The organism is Ectobacillus polymachus (assembly GCF_048159605.1).
Taxonomy (GTDB): Bacteria; Bacillota; Bacilli; order Bacillales; family Bacillaceae_G; genus Ectobacillus; species Ectobacillus polymachus.
This window is the reverse complement of the sequence record NZ_JBLREB010000002.1, coordinates 271,356-288,217: the sequence shown is the minus strand read 5'-3', so window position 1 is coordinate 288,217 and position 16,862 is coordinate 271,356. Positions and strand designations below refer to the sequence as shown.

Genomic DNA, 16,862 nt, shown 5'->3' with positions numbered 1-16,862 from the left:
ACAGCTAATTAGTATATAGAAAAATGGGCAGAATGGGCAGACTAATCCTAAGTTTTATTATCTGAAATATACGATTTCAAATGTTAAAAATTAGGTTAGTTATCCATTGTCCACCCATCATCCCTTTCGATTAATAGTTAACGCAATTTTAACACTTCTAAAGTCAAGAATACAAGATTACTTTGCCTTTTCAACATAAAATATCCAATCTTATCGAAAACGTCACTCCACAATCAAGCCCGATTGTTGAATAACTTTACCCATATATGATACGGTTGACCGTAACAAATCTAAATGAGGTGCTTTAGACAAGAAAAAAAGTGAAGCCATATTGTGCTCCACTTCACTCTTTAATTTTAAGTCTAACTTATTTTCTTTCGTTTCTGCTTTTCTATATCATGTATTTTTTCATATTTTCTATACATTAACCATGCAACAACTGAGAAAATAACGGGTCCAGCCACACTCCAAATGGTTGTTTGCATATCCCCTTCTAAAGCTGGCTGTACGATACTAAAGAAATTTGCAAGTCCAACTGTTAGAACAATAATCCATGTCCAAAGATTTACGCTCAATTGCGTTTTATATACGATAAACGGCTTATTGATTTCCACTTTTTTCTTAAAATATGGGAATGCAAGTGCGATAAATACATACGGTATTGTCATAGCCACGTTAGTCATCGAAACGAGTATGTTAAAGAATGCAGCCATTGTGCTTCCACCGAAAGCGATTAGTGCGATCATTACACAAACAATAGCAGCCTGAAGCCACATAGCATTAACAGGCAGCCCATTCTTTGTTTCACCGATTTTTCCGGGCCACAATCTCTTAGGTGTTCCTTCAATCATCTGCTTTAACGGTGAAAACATCAAGGTAAAGAACGCACCGGACAGTGCCAGGAACATTGAAAGTCCAATGTATCTTGCAACCCCAAATCCCAAAGCCGTAGCTGTAGCATGGCTTGCTCCAAAAGCGGTACCTAATGAATAGCCTAAATTGGCCATAACTATATAACTTGCGTTTCCAAGGTTAACATTCGCAATACCCATTACAGATGCCCAGTTCGTGAATATTCCAATTAATAGTATTCCTAATGAATACCCTACAGAGATTATGGCTGCAGATAAAAGAATTCCTTTCGGAAACGTTTTTTCTGGATTTTCTGTTACATCCACTAAACCGCCTACTGCTTCAAGTCCACCATAAGCGAAGAGGGCATATACTACAAATGCTAACGAAGCAATAATATCTCCTGCATATTTAGGATTTGGTGTTTGAGTAAATGAATGTAACCCTGTAATCGGCTGCGCCAAATGTCCATGATTACCTATAAGTACTACTATTGCACCAACCCAAAGAAATACATTCAATAACAAGACTGCAGTACCACCTAAAGAGGTTACTTTTTTAATTTTATCCAGACCCTTAGTTGATGTATAGGTTACTATAAGAATCCATACAATTCCTAAAACCCCCAGAACCTGAGGTCCTCGAAGATTAAATAAAGTCCAGCTTTGTGTTGTATCTTGTCCAAAGATAGCATCTGACACCGGAATCCACATACCGGATGCGACATTAACCATCCAAGTTATATAAGAAAAATACCACATGAACGTTCCTATAAATGCAAATTTTGGACCGATAGATTTTTCCATCCATGAGTAGATACCACCCTTTTCCTCTTTAAAGGCGGAACCAAATTCAGCTACCATTAATGCAAAAGGAACAAAGAAGGTTATGGCTGAAAATATATACCAAGGAATAGCGGCATAACCCATCTTATAAAATGATCTTGGAATGTTGTTGAATCCATAAACAGAAGTAAAAATCATTAACACTAGGGATACTAAAGTCAACTTTTTGGTTATGTTTGTGTTTGACACACATTTCCCCCTAATTATAGTTATCATATAACTTCAACACGGAATGTTTACTTCGTATAATCATACTTAATCCTACATTTAAAAACGGAGAAGCATTTCCAGCCAACGTAAGTAAACGATAAAATCGCTTTCTTTCCTTGTTGTTTTATTATATCCAAATTGCACTATAGCTACTATAATCCACTGTTCCAATCATATGAACACATTCTAATACTATTAACCCCCTGAATTCCTTTACATAGTGATAAGATAGGGTTTTCCTCGCAAAAATATTTTTATGGTATGATGTTTAGGTTGTGTATTTACTATGTGACACATTTACATTCATCTAAGAAAAGAGGTATTTATGCACCCTGCAAAATTATCCAAGCGACATTGGTTGCTCATCTTAACTCTTACTTTATTAACATTTGTTCTCGGAACAAGCGAATTTGTTATTGTCGGAATCTTAACCGATATTTCCTCAAGCCTTCATATGACAAATGCAAAAGCAGGCACACTCGTTTCTGCGTTTGCGATTACGTTTGCCATCGCCACACCACTCGTGATGTCAGTAACAAGTCATTTTCCAAAGCGTAAATGGATGATGTTTTTGATAGGATCTTTCATCGTCCTGAATGCTTTGTGCGTAATTTCGACGAGTTACATCATGCTCCTTGTCCTTCGGATTATGACGGCGATTGTAACAGGAGTATTAATCTCTCTAGCCATGATTGTTGCAAGTGAAACTATGCCGATTAATAAACGTGGACTTGCTATATCATTCGTTTTCGGTGGTTTCACACTTGCAAATGTAGTCGGAGTGCCAATTGGTACTGTCATCGCCGAATGGTACGGCTGGAATGCCACTTTCATGTTAACTACTTGCCTAGGAGGATTGACGTTTTTGGCATCCTTTTTCGTGTTGCCTGATAAACTCAGCCAAATACGCAGTTCGATACGGGATCAGTTTTCTTTATTGACCAATCCACGAATTTTGATGGCCTTTTTCATTCCGGCTCTCGGATTTGGCGCAACTTATGTCGTCTTTACGTACCTTGTTCCAATCTTGAAGGGAATGGGAGCACCAAATCATTCAATTAGTTTAATCTTATTTGGTTACGGATTTATCTCGATTTTCAGCAACATCCTCGCCGGAAAAATTGCCAGCCACAATGCAATCGGTCGCCTTCGGTTTGTTTTTCTCGTGCAGGCAGTTGTTCTGACAAGTTTATTTTGGACTATAAATCATTTTAGTTTAGGACTTGTAAACATTGGCTTGATGTCGTTAATGGGTATCCTCTTAACTACATCTACCCAACTTTATTTAATAGACCTTGCCGGAATTTATCAGCCAAAAGCAACAGGGCTCGCTGCTTCACTTATGCCGGTGGCAAGCAACGTAGGGATCGCATTTGGTTCTGCATTAGGCGGAATTGTATACCATCAAGGGAATTTAATGAATGTAACCTGGGTCGGTGGGATTGTTGCGGTCTGTGCAAGTCTGCTAACTTTCTTTAATCATCTTTTAGACCAAAAACAAAAGAAACTAGCATAAGAGAGAAGCTAAGAATGCCTTTTGTCCACAATCAAAAGCCTTCGAAATTAATTCCGAAGGCTTTCGATTGTATGAAACTTTAACGAATAGAATATAGAATTAGATATTTCAACATAGGAAAATTATACAGTGGGGGTCTTACTGCCCGTTAAAGCGGGATAAAAAGAATCAGATTATACTTACAGCCTTTAACCCTATAACAAGGAATATCCGAGACTACTAAAAGCTAATGCTATTTGATAGTATCCTCTACTATTAGGATGAACTCCTCCTGATGATAATAAAACTTTTTCATTCCCCTTAAATACACTATAGATATCAGCTACTTTAACATTCAATTCCCGACCAAAACTGTTAATCAATGAATTAAACTCTCTAATCGCCTCATCTGCTATAGGAATATCGATAAATGGATTGTATAAATTCATTAATCGTAATATAAGTTTATCCATTTTTGCGGAAGATTAGAAATGATGAAGAAACATGAAAAGGACCTCTCCATTCAGCTTCCTTTCAGTTAATAAGAGACCCTTCTTATATAAAACAACAATAAGGAAATAATTAACAGAACAACCCCTACCATACCTGTTAAAATAGGATATAGGAGAGGGAAAAAGAGACTTGGATAGCCTTTTGTAATATCTGAGTAATATCCCATAGACATAAGTGAAGTATCAGAAAAATTTATTAGCTTAACTCCTAATTTGTTATCGCTTCTCTCAGAGTATTTTAAAACCTTTTCCCTAACATCATTGTCTTGAGGAATAGTGATTATTTTCCATTTCCTATCTTCCATTGGATAATTATCATCAGTCAATCTTTGAACTATGTTTATTTGTTTTTCACCAGTCAATCGGTCGGTGACCATGACTATATCTAACCACGAAAAATATCTACTCCCTCTATTACGGTTAGAAAGCCATATTTCATCGGGCTTAGAGATTTCTTCATCATTCAACAGAAAATGTATTTTCACTATGCCTTCAGGAGGAACATTCTCGTCTTGATCCCAAGAAGTTAATGGTGCTTCCTTACTCGTCTTTTCTTCAATTATTTTAATATTCCTATCATTTATTGTCAGTTCTGGAACGTCTACAATATTTTCAAATCCTTGAGTACCTTGATAAGCGTGATGTACTTCATAACGTTCGTTTATTTTATGTTCAATCCAATACTCACGAATAATATTAAATAATGGAATAGTAGAAAGCATTAAAAATATAAGCGAAAAACTAATAAGCCAAATGAGCTTTTTCATCCTTAATTCCTCCTTCCTATATTTAATAGAAATTCAAATTGTATCTTAAACTATTCTACTTGTTCGTACACTTCTCTCAAATTCAACATACATATCCGATTCCCTTTTAAGATGTTGAATGATATGACCCTTTTGCGGAGTAACCTACTGGATTTTGAAGAGAAAGGTCATGTAAAGAATATGTAACATTCAATTAAGACTTTATTAAAATACCATTGTTAGAATAAAGTGAAACTTCCCTCGGTGGGGGTTTTCTTTCATCCCCCACCGAGGGTTAGCCCGCCGAATCGGACTTTTACGGGCAGTTGTCCCCCACTTAGCCTTCTCCGATCTCTCTAAGCCTTGAAGTGGGGGGCTTACTGCCCGTTAAAGCGGGATAAATGAGGAAATCGGCATCCTATCATCAATATACAAAAAAGACCGGAGAAAAGAGGAAAAGGGGAAACGATGACAACGAAGACACTTACCTATCTCGCCATGAATACAACATTTGAACTCAGGTTGGATTCCAAACATGAAATTTCAACCGATTTTTTCACTAAGGTCATTTCGGAGACGGAGCGTCTCGAGCAAATCATGTCCCGTTTCCGGGAAACAAGCGAGCTGACATCCTTGAACCGCAATCCGAACCATTGGAATCACGTTTCCGAAACGATGTATGACGTTTTAAGGAAAACGGAAAAGAAATGGGCGGAGACGAATGGCGCTTTCGATCCAAGGGTTCTCGCATATTTGGATCGATTAGGTTACTCGGGTGCAGAAGTTGCACCTTCGTCTTCGAGCGAGGATGCGCTATTCGACTGGACGGCTGATGGAAAAGTGAAATTCTCCGCTCCGGTCGACCTTGGCGGCATCGGGAAAGGCTATACGGCGGATTACTTATCCACCTTGATCGAACTGGAATACAAAGATGAATTGACGGGGTATATCATAAATGCCGGCGGTGATATGATCGTTTGCGGAACGCAAGCAGATGACAGCGCTTGGAATGTTGGAGTGGAAGATCCTATTCATGCTTCGAATGATTTGGCGATGGTTTTGAGCATATCCGGTGAAAAAACCGCCATTTGCACAAGTTCCACATGGAAAAGAAGATGGGAAAGCGAAAACCGAACCTTCCATCATTTGATCAATCCGTGGACGAAACTGCCGTATCAAGGGAACATTGTGAGTGTGACGTCATTTGCGGAAAGCTGCGTGGACGCGGAAGTTTATACAAAATCCTTGTTCATACAAGATGAGCAGAAAAACATACACTTGCCATACTTGCCTCACATTTCGATCAATGCCCAAAAAGAGATTGTCTGTTCGAACGAAATCGCTTCAAATATTATTTGGACTTTTTCCGATTTTCATGAAAAGGAGAATGTTTTTCATGCCGTTTATGACTAAAAAACGTATCATTTTACTATTGTTTACGTTTGTTTTCTTTGTCAGCACTTACGTAACAGTCCCTTCCTATTTGAAAAACAATCAGCCAACCACTTATCCAACTATTTCTAATGATCAAATACAAAAACAAGCTGATTCTGTAGCAGGACAAATTCAAAAGCTACAAAGCAATTTGGATGAAGCAACAAAAGCGAAGAATGCAATCGATAATCAATACTCCAACCTAGTTGCTCAAAAAAATGCATTATTACAAAAAGAAGGTGGAAATAATAAATAAGGTATGGAAAAAATCTGCCATTGGAATTCTATGTGCTGGTGGTTTATACGCAGGCGTCCTTTATAATATCCAAAACCAGGTAAGCGCTGCCGATATTCAAAAAAATGCATATTTGCAAAAAATTCAAGAGCGAAACAATTTAACCCAAAAATTAAATGACGATAATCAAAAATTATATCAATTACAGCTCACTTACACGCAAACGGTAAATGATACGAATCAGAAAAGCCAACAAATAAATGCGCTTAATTCAGAAATCGCTCAAATAAAAAACCAGATTGCTGCGATGTCGGTTCGTTCGTCTTCGACAAGTTCAGCGAATACAAGCAGTAGTTCAAGTAGTAGTTCAAGTTCTGCAACAACTCAGGGACCAACAATAGGTAAGTCTTCAACTCCCGCTCCCGCTGTAACTCCAAAGCCGACGCCACCACCGCCTCCCGTACAATCGGTGACAAAGGCATCTTGAAAACAAAAAAAATACCGCTGTTTAACCTTAAACAGCGGTATTTTTTTGTTTTAACGGATCCGTCATTCTCTTTTTTGGCTGATTCTTTATTGCCCAATGACGGTAAAAGAACGTACCAAAAGTAAGTAACGTCGACAACCCATACATTAGCGTGAACGTCAGTGTGTCGGATCCACCAAAGAATCCATGAAAAGTGACCAAAAACCAAATGACGATAGAAATCCGATGAATATCAATCCATTGTTTAAAGTGCTTCCTGATAGATGCGGTGAACCCGATCAGGATAAGGAAATAAAGTCCGAACGCCCCTGCCAAATATGGATAGGGATGTACCGCGGCATGGATTGGGAACCACATTTGTTTGAAAGTTACCCCGGATTTGGGGTCGATCACCGTAAAGATGAGGTGCATGGCAACTAACGTATAAGTTGCCGCTATCAATGCCTGGTGCCATGGCAATAGATATTTCGACAGTTTCCATCTATCCTTATTCCTTGGGTTACTGAGCAGGTTCCCCAGTATGATCACGAAAGTCAAGACGATGTAGGAAACAATGGCGGACGACCGGCTGATGATCCAATATCTTTGGTTTTGAACAATCGGATTATGCCCAACAATCAGCAAACCTACAAGTGTGAATGCAATGATGGAAGCCACGACAAAAAGCAAAAATTTAACTGAAGCATTTTTTTCCTGATTCACTCATTTATCACTCCCTATTACCGGATTTCGCTTCATTGTATCAGTGTTGTTTTAAAAATACTTTAAAAGGAATCAGTAGGGATGTAATAAAAGCTGGACTTAGAGAAAATCCAAATTTCTGATGTTCAAAAAATGAGTAATAGAGTAACATACTGGAGTTTTACAACATCGACAGAATATAAAAAGAAAAATCCTGTTTCACTTAATACAGGATTTTTCTCAAACTTTATTACAAATTATCAATCTTAGTTTTATTATCAAGACCTAATTCATACAAAGTCGTATAAAATAGAGATTGATACATATTATACATGACTAATATGTAGCAACCTCTCACTTCTTTTTCAATAATAGCGGCCTTTAATGGAATAACTAAGATATGGCCTGAGCCATAAAATCGTTTAATTGTTCTTCTACTAACACCCCCGTTTAGATTAAGTATTATTCTTCACATACTCTTGGTGATTAGTTTTTAATCTCCATAATTTATTAACATCTCCATCCCCTTGATTAGTAGAAAATAATATTCATTTACCTATTTACTACATAACTTTCTCCTGTTTGAATTTTTGTTTAGAATGTCTTTTAATCGGAAACCACCAGTTTAAATCTCCAAGCAATTTCATAGACACAGGTACAAGAATAAACCTTACAATTGTTGCATCAATTAATATCGCAACTGCCATCCCAAAACCGAGAGTTTGAATAGGTAATATTCCAGATAATGAAAAGCCGCCAAAAACTGCAATCATTAACAATGCAGCTCCTGAAATAAGCGGACCGGTACTTCCCAAGCCAACAGCAATACTTTCTACGTTATTTTTACTTTTCATATATTCTTCTTTCACTCGATTTAGGACAAATACTTCATAATCGGTACTTAATCCAAATAATAAAGCTAACAACAAAATTGGTACAAAATTTTGAATATAACCATTGGAATCTATATTGAGAAACTCAGCACCATGCCCCTGGGCAATTACAAATACAAGTACTCCATATGTAGCGCTCACAGACAATAAATTCATGATAATTGCTTTCAATGGAAGAAAAACACTTCTAAACGTAATAAACAAGATGAGGTACACAATAATCAGCATAATGATTAAAACTGGAATTAAGCTTTTTTCAATCACATTATTGGCTTCATGCCCTTCTATTGTCTGCCCTCCAACATATACATGAACTCCTTTTGGAGGATTAGTCTTTGCAACTAATTCATCTTTAATTTTATTAACTACAGCCATACTCTGATCGCTCGCTGCATATACACTAGCATCAACATCAATGACTGCGGTGTCTTTTGATTTATTTATATATCTATTTATAACAAGTTGATTAATCTTAGGTAATTGATTTAAATCCTGTGAAAGAATTTTAGTCATTTCCTCCGGTGTTTGCTTTGGAAAAACTGTTGACAAAGAGAAAACATTTGTCAAATTATCTAATTTTGAAATTTCTCCTGATAATCTTGATATATATGCTAAATTTTCTTTTGTTGTAATAGTGCCATTATCTGCATGAATCACAATTGATATTGGATTTGTCGCACCTACACCAAATGAATTTTCAACCATATTAACACCCTGCATTACCGGAGATTCACCTGGTAATATTCGCGCATCGGGAGTAAATGTGTGTAAATCTTTTGCAGGGATTGCCAATACAATAAGGATACCTACTACAAGGACCAAATAAGCCAATGGTCTTTTCATCACTGCATGTGACCACTTATACCATTTTGTATTCAATTCCTCCTTTGGTTGGGAAACAAAAGGTATCTTAAATCGATTAATTCTCTCACCCAATAATAAGAGTACTACCGGCAAAAGTGTCAGACTTGTTAGAACAGCCATGAATACGACAAGTACTGCGCCAAATGCTATAGATCTGATTGCTGATAATTGAACAAAAAACAGAGCCGACATAGCTGCCATTATGGTTATACCTGAAAAAAGAACTGTATGACCTGCTGTTTTTAATGTTTTGGCGACAGCAGCTTTTTTATTGTCTTGTCTTATTAACTCTAGCTTAAATCGGTGGATTAATATTAAGGAATAGTCTATCCCTACACCAAGCCCCAGCATCATGACAGTATTTTCAACAAATATAGATAATTCAAATTGCAGACCAGTAAAATAGATTACCCCCATACTTGAGGCTATAGAAATAATCGTCACAAGTAAGGCAGTTAATGTAGAAGCTAGGCTTCTAAAGATAAATAATAAAACAATAAAAATTAATGGCAGCACAAACAATTCAGCTTGTAATAAACCTTTTTGACTAAAAACAGCTACATCTCCCCAAAAAGCCGGAACTCCCACTATATGAGCACTTATCCCTAATTCTTCTGCTTTATTTACAATTCCCTTTTGAACTTTTGGTAAAATGTTAATAGCCTTACCTTCGTCTATATTTAGCCCAACAAACCCCATACTTGTGTATTGATCTTTTCCCACCATGCGCTCCCTAACCTCTTTTGGTGCATCCAGCCAAGTATAGACAGTCTTAATTTCATCTTGTTGTTTGATGTAGTTGACTAGCTTTTCTAACTTAGAACTATATTCTTCAGAGCCAACTTTATTCTTACTATCTTTCACAATTAATGTAAGGCTTGCATTTCCCCTCCCTACAAATCCTTCGGAAACCAATTCTTTTGCCTTTAATGCTTGTGAGCCTTCTACATCCCAGCCCCCACCGCTAAGAATATTAGGGAGTTTTCCTCCAACTAATCCGCCAATTAAAACAAAACCGACAAAACAAAAAATGATGATCCATCTAAACCGATACAAAAACGAAGTCCATTTCTCAGTGAAATTATTCATTCGTACAACTCCCATGCTTCTATTCGCTTCTTTTTTCGAAGACTTTTTTGCGTTATCTTCATCCCTTTTATCGCATCATATTACCATCAATATCTCTTTGTTTTTCTAAATCCATAATGAATTATTTTAAAAGTGATAAATGGTATGGCTCTTTTCAAAAGTTACATCCTCCTTATTTTAGTTATCAAATGATAACAATATAATACTCTTGCATTATTTTGTTGTCAATTGATAATTGTCAAACGATAACATTTTTGTTATCTTTTAATTAAGAGGTGAAAATTATGGACAAAAAGAAACTTTTTCAAAAATTTGTGTTTTTTACAGCTTCTGTCCATCACGTTACACATGAAATGACAAAAAATGCAAAATCCGATACCATCACACTTGTTCAATATAGTATTCTTGAATATATTTATGTCAATCAGCCTGTTACACCCAGTCAAATTAGTGATTGCCAGAATATATCAATGCCGAATACAAGCAGGGAACTAAAAAAATTAAGTGAAAAGCTATTAATAGAAAAATCCGGGGATTCGGGAGATAGAAGAAAACAATTAATTCGCCTCTCCAAGGACGGTGAATTAATGATGAGTTTGGCTTTCAATGTAATCGAAACACATTTTGTAAACCGATTAAAAGATGCCTCTTTAGAAGATTTAGAGGATATTGAACTTGCTTTAGATATTCTTCAAAAAAAAGTATTTTATTAATAAAATTTACTGAACTTGAGACTTCTTGATTGATCCCCATAAAATGGGCCAGCTTTTGTTCTTCTGATACTTAAATTACAATTTCTTTATAAAGAGTTATTCAACAATCTGGCCCTTTTGTGAAGTAACATACTGGAGTTTTACAACATCTACAAGAATATAAAAAGAAAAAGGAGCTGACTCAAAAGGGAGAAAACCATTCCCTTTTGAGTCAGCTCACGAAATAGGCTGTCAAGAAGAATCCCGTAAAATCAGGAATTTCTGAGACAGCCTACTTCGTATGCTTCGTATTATTTTTGTTTTTAGACGGCCCCTTTTTCTCAAACTTTATTACAAATTATCAATCTTAGTTTTATTATCAAGACCTAATTCATACAAAGTCGTATAAAATAGAGATTGATACATATTATACATGACTAATATGTATCAACCTCTCACTTCTTCTTCAACTATAGCACCCGTTTGTTTAAGTACAATATTTCACAATCTTATACATTGATGTTAATCACATTTCTTTCAGAAAGGGGAATTATAGGTTAATTTGCGCCCCTGTTAGATAATGGGGGCTATTCATGTATACTTATACTATCTGCCTGTTCTTTTTGTTGTATATCACAACGGTTACAATTGAAACAAGAACAATCACAGCATTTGCGGCAATGGTTCCCGCCCAAGTCATAGTCATGGTGCCGAAGATGGGGGATGCCGCATTGAACATGGTGTGGAATAATACGCACATAAACACACGGCCTTTCCCTGATATTTTGTAGATTGCCCCGTTGAAAAACCGAAACGCAATGAGTTGAACTGCAAACATCCAAAAGTTAATGAGTCCCTCTCCGTGATTCGTCCCCGGAATAAAGAAGAGAGGGATATGCCATAAAATCCAAATGATTCCAACAAAAACAGAAGACAAAACAAAACCGTATTTTTTGTCAAGCTCAGGCTGCAATATGTACATCCAGCCAGCTTCCTCCAAGCCACCGATAAAAAGATTACCAAGCAGGGAAAGGAAGAACGTATAAAACGGAAGCACCATTTCCGTGCGGCCTGAAACTGCAATATGTATCAAAAAATACAGTGCAAGTCCTGCAATAACGAACAAATAGAGAGATATGCTATTTTTGACATAAAAAACAGTGCTCAACCATTCCTTGAAACCTGCTATTCTGTTATTTTTCTTTAGAACGATATATGAAGCAATAGCGGGCGACAAAATATAGATTGCAAAAGGGATATCCATCCCGAATTGCTGTAACGAGTAAACCCAATTGTGAACCGAATATCCGAATTGCCCAAGAGCAATCAAAGTACCTGACACAAGATAGGCTATGCAAAATGTCAGCATCGTAAATTGTACTGTGATTTTTTTGTCTGTCACTATTTCTTCCCCTCACATTTTAAAGTATAAATTAAATTTTAACGGATGAACGCTTTAACTTTTATCACCTAATGTTTGCTTTCTGCCATTCAAAGTTGCGCTCCGCACAAAATATAAATAATCTCCATTACAAATTCTAATTTATCGACTTGTTTCTAAGCCCAATTATCGCACTATTTCGTGGTACAGTTATTTTTTCGGTACTTCATTACTTCCCAACTTATTAAACTAAACGACTGTTCGTTAAGTACATCTCTTCTCAATCTTCACAAAACAAATAAAAATGTTATTCCACAATCTGGCCCTTTTATGGAGTAACATACTGGAGTTTTACAACATCATCAAGAACATAAAAAGAAAAATCTGTTTAAGAATTGGACAATTTGTTCCACTCACTTAAATAAGGGACAAAATCTAATTCTCTTGGTTTATCATTCAGCATGGAAATGAATTCTAATTGATTCCCATCCGGATCTAAAAAATAAATACAGGCAGCCGGCATCCATGCTTGAACAATCGGTTCCTCGTTGCCTTTTCCCTGACTTCCAATAACCTCAATTCTTTGATCCTGCAACCATTGAATGGAATGAATCAAGAATTCAAATTCTACTTCAAAAGCAAAGTGCCTTTTTTCGATTTCACTTGAAACTGGCACCAGCCATAAACCCAGCATTTGGTAGCCTGGTTCTCCAATCCAAAAAAAGGCGTTTTTTTCTGTTGCATATCCTAATTCAAACCCTAACTTATCTTGATAAAAGTTGATGGCAGCTTTTAAATCCTTTACTTGCAAGTGAGTTTCGTAGAGTTTTTTAATCATTTTAGATGTTCATCCCCTATAAGATTACTTAACAACAATCCTCATATCAACATAAAAATCTAAATATTTCGAAAGATCCATTTCATTATATGGCCCTTTTGTGAAGTAACATACTGGAGTTTTACAACATCGACAAGAATATAAAAAGAAAAAGGAGCTGACTCAAAAGGGAGAAATCCATTCCCTTTTGAGTCAGCTCACGAAATAGGCTGTCAAGAAGAATCCCGTAAAATCAGGGATTTCTGAGACAGCCTACTTCGTATGCTTCGTATTATTTTTGTTTTTAGACGGCCCCTTTTTCTCAAACTTTATTACAAATTATCAATCTTAGTTTATTTTACTAAAGCTATCCGTTACTTTAAGTGCAATTATTCACAAATCCCTTCAAGGTAATTTTCAATAATAATCCGCTATTGCACCAAATAGATTACTTGTCTTACTTTCATTTAATCAAGTAAAGCAATTATATCCTGTGGTCTATCAAATTTGTATTTAGCTTGTATATTCTCGTGATTTTTACAACCCCATAACGCTAAACCAAAATCTATTCCTGCATCTCTTGCACATTCATAATCGTAAACTGTATCTCCAATATAAATAGATTTTTTCGGGTCAGCACTAGAAATCTCTAGAAACTTCAATATCGGTTCTGGATTCGGCTTATGTCTTTCGGTATCATCAGCACAAACAGTATGATTCAAATAACTTGTAAGTCCAAATGGTACAAAATCATTTATTAATTCTTCGCTAGTTTTTGAAGTCACGATACCTTGAATGATTTTTCTATTCTTTATAGTCTCTAATAAATCCTTAATTCCACTAAACACCTTAATGGAATGAAAAAAATCCTTCATAAAGTAATTCCAGCGTTCATTGGCCTTTTCAATATCACGAATGCCTAACTGGGTTAACGATATACCTCCTGGAATTCCAAGAACAAAATTCAAGTCTTCTAGTGGAACAACCCTGTCATAATCTGTTTTTAAGACTTTTTGAAGCGAACGTAACACCGCTTTTTCCGTATCAATCAGCGTTCCATCAACGTCATAAATAATCGTATTATACATGATCTCGCTCCCTCTTCCTTAAATATATTTATAGAATTACTATGGCAGAAAAATTTGACATTATCAAATTAAAAACGTACAATTTTAACGATAAAAAACGATATTTAACGATAATTACTTATTAATGTGCAAATATACTCTAGGAGAACTAACCATGCATCAGAATAAACGTATTGCTCGAATTAAAGAAATTTTAGCAGAACAAAAAGAAATAACAACGAAAGAAATTATGAATGAATTTCATGTTTCTCAAGATACAGCAAGAAGAGATGTTCTACTGCTTGTGGAAAAAGGAGCAGCCATTAAAACTCACGGCGGAATTATTTCCCTGAACTATGACAATCCTATTCCAGGCTATGAAGAACGATTGCTAAAATCCACGACAGAAAAGAATGCGATTGCTAAAGCCGCCTTACATTTTCTTAAAAAAGATTCCGTGTGCTTTGTGGATGTTTCAACTATCTTGCTTAAATTCTGTCAAAATGTTAATGAAAAAATAACGGTATTTACCCACTCCCTGGATAATGTTTTGGCTATGTCATTAAAGGAACAAATACATGTCAATTTGCTAGGCGGAGTATTAAATATTGAAAATCGTTTTTTTTATGGAATGGATACTCTGCAAAAAATAAGCAAAATATCTTTTGACATAGCTTTTGTTGCAGCCTCTAGTATAGATGAAAAAGGTATTTATCTAGTAAATCAGGAAGATGCCGCAATTATGCAATGTGTAGTTAAAAATTCTCGTAAAGTCATTTTAGTAGCGGAAAACCAAAAATTCCATAATAAATCTCCTTACCAAGTTTGTTCTATTAGTAAAATTAATGTATTGATTACCGATAAATCATTAACCAATGAACAAAGGAAATATTTTAACGACAACACCGAAATCATAATCGCAGATGAGGAGTAATACTATGATTCCAAAACTAATCTTTTCAGATATTGATGGAACTTTAATTAAACCGGGGGGCGAATTAACCAAAGTAAACATTGATACGATTAAAAAGTTAACACAAAAAAACATCCCCTTTATTTTGGTATCCGCCAGGTCACAGGAAGAAATGATGGATTATTATAGTCAATTAGAACTGGGTACGCCAATAATAAGTTACAACGGTGGATTTATCTCCAAATATCAAAATGGAAGTTTTGAAAGTATTTCTAGTATTTTCATAGAACCAAATGAATCAAAAATTATTTATGATATCATTACTACTCAATTTCCAACAATAAGTTTAAGCATATATTCTGAAACAAAATGGTATGCTTCAAAGATAGATAGAGGAGTTCAAATTGAGAAGGATTTAACCGGATTGTCTCCAGTCATTTTAAATGTAAAGGAATTCATTGATAGCAGCGCTCCCATCCATAAAATAATGATGATTGGTGAAAAAGACGTTATTTTAGAAGCCGAAAAAGTTTTAAAAGAAAATAAAGATTTAACATCCTCCATTCATAAATCAGGTACTATCTATTTGGAAGTAACCAATAAAAAAGCCACAAAAATTAATGCTGTAAAATACGTAATCGAAAACTTTTACAATATAGATCCAAAAGAAGTGATGGCTATTGGGGATAGTTATAATGATTTGGAAATGCTCGGATATGTAGGGTTGGGAGTCGCAATGGGAAATGCCCCTCAAGAAATTCGAAAATCTGTAAAATATATAACGGATTCAAATACAGATAATGGCGTTGCTAAGGCAATAGAAAAATTAGTACTTTTGACATTAGAAAATTGTTTATGATATTTCACATTCATAAAGAACCTCAGATATTTAAAAAATATTGGCTTGTACCATTAACGTTGCAAAACGTACATTGAATGCGCCATATTTTTTGAATGAAGTAGATAATAAAATAAAGCATAGATAAAAGAAAGCTGTTTACTAAACGCTCTCTTTCTTATTTTCATCTGTGTCCTCTCCTTCATTTCGAAAACTTGAATCACCAGAAGTCTCCGGCCGCGTACCCATAACAAAGAAAACAATGACAAAGAAGAATGACAATACCACGACGGTAACCGTCCAGCCCGTCGACATCTATCTCCCCCTCCCCTGTCATCTACCAAACGGCTGCAAGCGGCGTATGAAGCGAGTATTTCAGAATAAGTAGGGGGAGTGCGGGGCGAAATGTGTCGGATTTTGCGAAAAATCGATAAATCGAGGAAATTCGTTGATAAAAGTCTGCTTTTCGTCGATATATTTTAATTTTCGTCGATAAACGATGCTTTTTTGTTGATAAATATATCGATTTCGTCAATAAAACCTCTGTGGCCCATTCAGAACCTCTTAAAAAGACGGCCTAGTGCCGTCTTTTTTCAACATTCCTTAATTTATCAGGATTTAGGATATTATATATCGTTTTAATCGAAAGAAAGACCCATCCTATCAGAAACAAATTGCTCCTCAATTTGAATACAATCAATTTATTCGTGACTTTTTTTCTGACGCAAATAATAAAGGGAAAAATCGTACGGAAGCGATTGAAGCCGGAACGAAATTAAGAAACTTCCTGGAAGTAACAAATATACATAAG

Annotated in this window: 15 protein-coding genes and 1 pseudogene; 8 read left to right on the top strand and 8 right to left on the bottom strand. The window is 35.7% G+C overall.

Annotation, left to right across the window (positions count from 1 at the left end):
- Positions 1–362: 362 nt before the first annotated feature.
- Positions 363–1,886, bottom strand: a complete 1,524-nt coding sequence (yjeM, locus tag ACM5BR_RS11980) for a glutamate/gamma-aminobutyrate family transporter YjeM (protein WP_416828159.1) — start codon at positions 1,884–1,886, stop codon at positions 363–365.
- A 346-nt stretch (positions 1,887–2,232) separates the two neighbouring features.
- Between yjeM and ACM5BR_RS11975 the strand changes: the two genes are divergently transcribed.
- Positions 2,233–3,423 (top strand): MFS transporter, encoded by a 1,191-nt coding sequence (locus ACM5BR_RS11975; RefSeq protein WP_416828158.1) that lies wholly within the window; start codon positions 2,233–2,235, stop codon positions 3,421–3,423.
- A 517-nt stretch (positions 3,424–3,940) separates the two neighbouring features.
- Here the strand turns inward: ACM5BR_RS11975 and ACM5BR_RS11970 are convergent.
- Positions 3,941–4,681: a hypothetical protein gene (locus tag ACM5BR_RS11970; protein ID WP_416828157.1), complete on the bottom strand. Its 741-nt coding sequence runs from the start codon at positions 4,679–4,681 to the stop codon at positions 3,941–3,943.
- Positions 4,682–5,128: 447 nt separating this feature from the next.
- On the opposite strand from ACM5BR_RS11970, the gene ACM5BR_RS11965 reads away from it, so the two are divergent.
- Genes ACM5BR_RS11965 through ACM5BR_RS11955 form a run of 3 tightly spaced genes read left to right on the top strand, consistent with a single transcriptional unit; the run spans position 5,129 to position 6,816 of the window.
- Positions 5,129–6,073, top strand: coding sequence for an FAD:protein FMN transferase (locus ACM5BR_RS11965; protein WP_416828155.1), 945 nt, complete (start codon positions 5,129–5,131; stop codon positions 6,071–6,073).
- Positions 6,057–6,350, top strand: a complete 294-nt coding sequence (locus tag ACM5BR_RS11960) for a hypothetical protein (protein WP_416828154.1) — start codon at positions 6,057–6,059, stop codon at positions 6,348–6,350. Before ACM5BR_RS11965 ends, ACM5BR_RS11960 begins: the two co-directional genes overlap by 17 nt.
- Entirely contained in the window at positions 6,313–6,816 is a 504-nt protein-coding gene (locus ACM5BR_RS11955; protein WP_416828153.1) for a hypothetical protein, read from the top strand. The genes ACM5BR_RS11960 and ACM5BR_RS11955 overlap by 38 nt, the downstream gene beginning before the upstream one ends.
- 27 nt (positions 6,817–6,843) lie before the next feature.
- Here the strand turns inward: ACM5BR_RS11955 and ACM5BR_RS11950 are convergent, their stop codons facing one another.
- Together ACM5BR_RS11950 and ACM5BR_RS11945 are read right to left on the bottom strand one after the other, a co-directional pair.
- Positions 6,844–7,518, bottom strand: coding sequence for a hypothetical protein (locus tag ACM5BR_RS11950; RefSeq protein WP_416828152.1), 675 nt, complete (start codon positions 7,516–7,518; stop codon positions 6,844–6,846).
- Between the two features lie 542 nt (positions 7,519–8,060).
- Positions 8,061–10,343, bottom strand: coding sequence for an MMPL family transporter (locus tag ACM5BR_RS11945; RefSeq protein ID WP_416828150.1), 2,283 nt, complete (start codon positions 10,341–10,343; stop codon positions 8,061–8,063).
- A 284-nt stretch (positions 10,344–10,627) separates the two neighbouring features.
- On the opposite strand from ACM5BR_RS11945, the gene ACM5BR_RS11940 reads away from it, so the two are divergent.
- The gene (locus ACM5BR_RS11940; protein WP_416828149.1) at positions 10,628–11,056 is read left to right on the top strand and encodes a MarR family winged helix-turn-helix transcriptional regulator; all 429 of its coding nucleotides are present in this window, start codon (positions 10,628–10,630) and stop codon (positions 11,054–11,056) included.
- A gap of 580 nt (positions 11,057–11,636) precedes the next feature.
- On the opposite strand, the gene ACM5BR_RS11935 is transcribed toward ACM5BR_RS11940, so the two are convergent.
- The 3 genes from ACM5BR_RS11935 to ACM5BR_RS11925 form a co-directional block, all read right to left on the bottom strand.
- Positions 11,637–12,437, bottom strand: coding sequence for a CPBP family intramembrane glutamic endopeptidase (locus tag ACM5BR_RS11935; RefSeq protein WP_416828148.1), 801 nt, complete (start codon positions 12,435–12,437; stop codon positions 11,637–11,639).
- 367 nt (positions 12,438–12,804) lie between these two features.
- Positions 12,805–13,254 carry a VOC family protein gene (locus ACM5BR_RS11930; RefSeq protein WP_416828147.1) on the bottom strand — a complete coding sequence of 150 codons (450 nt, stop codon included), beginning with the start codon at positions 13,252–13,254 and terminating at the stop codon, positions 12,805–12,807.
- 446 nt (positions 13,255–13,700) lie between these two features.
- On the bottom strand, positions 13,701–14,321 hold the full coding sequence (locus tag ACM5BR_RS11925; protein WP_416828146.1) for an HAD family hydrolase: 621 nt from the start codon (positions 14,319–14,321) through the stop codon (positions 13,701–13,703).
- A gap of 154 nt (positions 14,322–14,475) precedes the next feature.
- Here ACM5BR_RS11925 and ACM5BR_RS11920 point away from each other — a divergent pair, with 154 nt between their 5' ends.
- Both ACM5BR_RS11920 and ACM5BR_RS11915 read left to right on the top strand, forming a co-directional pair.
- Positions 14,476–15,234 carry a DeoR/GlpR family DNA-binding transcription regulator gene (locus ACM5BR_RS11920; RefSeq protein WP_416828145.1) on the top strand — a complete coding sequence of 253 codons (759 nt, stop codon included), beginning with the start codon at positions 14,476–14,478 and terminating at the stop codon, positions 15,232–15,234.
- A 4-nt stretch (positions 15,235–15,238) separates the two neighbouring features.
- The gene (locus tag ACM5BR_RS11915) at positions 15,239–16,072 is read left to right on the top strand and encodes a Cof-type HAD-IIB family hydrolase (protein ID WP_416828144.1); all 834 of its coding nucleotides are present in this window, start codon (positions 15,239–15,241) and stop codon (positions 16,070–16,072) included.
- 141 nt (positions 16,073–16,213) lie between these two features.
- On the opposite strand, the gene ACM5BR_RS11910 is transcribed toward ACM5BR_RS11915, so the two are convergent.
- Entirely contained in the window at positions 16,214–16,366 is a 153-nt protein-coding gene (locus ACM5BR_RS11910; protein WP_416828143.1) for a hypothetical protein, read from the bottom strand.
- Between the two features lie 328 nt (positions 16,367–16,694).
- Here ACM5BR_RS11910 and ACM5BR_RS11905 point away from each other — a divergent pair.
- A pseudogene (locus ACM5BR_RS11905) lies at positions 16,695–16,861 on the top strand (DUF6434 domain-containing protein); the annotation flags it as partial.
- Position 16,862: the final 1 nt, after the last annotated feature.

What these genes read in the sequence shown, in the direction of transcription:
- ACM5BR_RS11970 (WP_416828157.1), bottom strand. Translation starts at nt 4,681, where the DNA reads ATGAAAAAGCTCATTTGGCTTATTAGTTTTTCGCTTATATTTTTAATG.
- ACM5BR_RS11920 (WP_416828145.1), top strand. Translation starts at nt 14,476, where the DNA reads ATGCATCAGAATAAACGTATTGCTCGAATTAAAGAAATTTTAGCAGAA.
- ACM5BR_RS11960 (WP_416828154.1), top strand. Translation starts at nt 6,057, where the DNA reads ATGCCGTTTATGACTAAAAAACGTATCATTTTACTATTGTTTACGTTT.
- ACM5BR_RS11910 (WP_416828143.1), bottom strand. Translation starts at nt 16,366, where the DNA reads ATGTCGACGGGCTGGACGGTTACCGTCGTGGTATTGTCATTCTTCTTT.
- ACM5BR_RS11965 (WP_416828155.1), top strand. Translation starts at nt 5,129, where the DNA reads ATGACAACGAAGACACTTACCTATCTCGCCATGAATACAACATTTGAA.
- ACM5BR_RS11945 (WP_416828150.1), bottom strand. Translation starts at nt 10,343, where the DNA reads ATGAATAATTTCACTGAGAAATGGACTTCGTTTTTGTATCGGTTTAGA.
- ACM5BR_RS11915 (WP_416828144.1), top strand. Translation starts at nt 15,239, where the DNA reads ATGATTCCAAAACTAATCTTTTCAGATATTGATGGAACTTTAATTAAA.
- ACM5BR_RS11930 (WP_416828147.1), bottom strand. Translation starts at nt 13,254, where the DNA reads ATGATTAAAAAACTCTACGAAACTCACTTGCAAGTAAAGGATTTAAAA.
- ACM5BR_RS11940 (WP_416828149.1), top strand. Translation starts at nt 10,628, where the DNA reads ATGGACAAAAAGAAACTTTTTCAAAAATTTGTGTTTTTTACAGCTTCT.
- ACM5BR_RS11955 (WP_416828153.1), top strand. Translation starts at nt 6,313, where the DNA reads ATGCATTATTACAAAAAGAAGGTGGAAATAATAAATAAGGTATGGAAA.
- ACM5BR_RS11975 (WP_416828158.1), top strand. Translation starts at nt 2,233, where the DNA reads ATGCACCCTGCAAAATTATCCAAGCGACATTGGTTGCTCATCTTAACT.
- ACM5BR_RS11925 (WP_416828146.1), bottom strand. Translation starts at nt 14,321, where the DNA reads ATGTATAATACGATTATTTATGACGTTGATGGAACGCTGATTGATACG.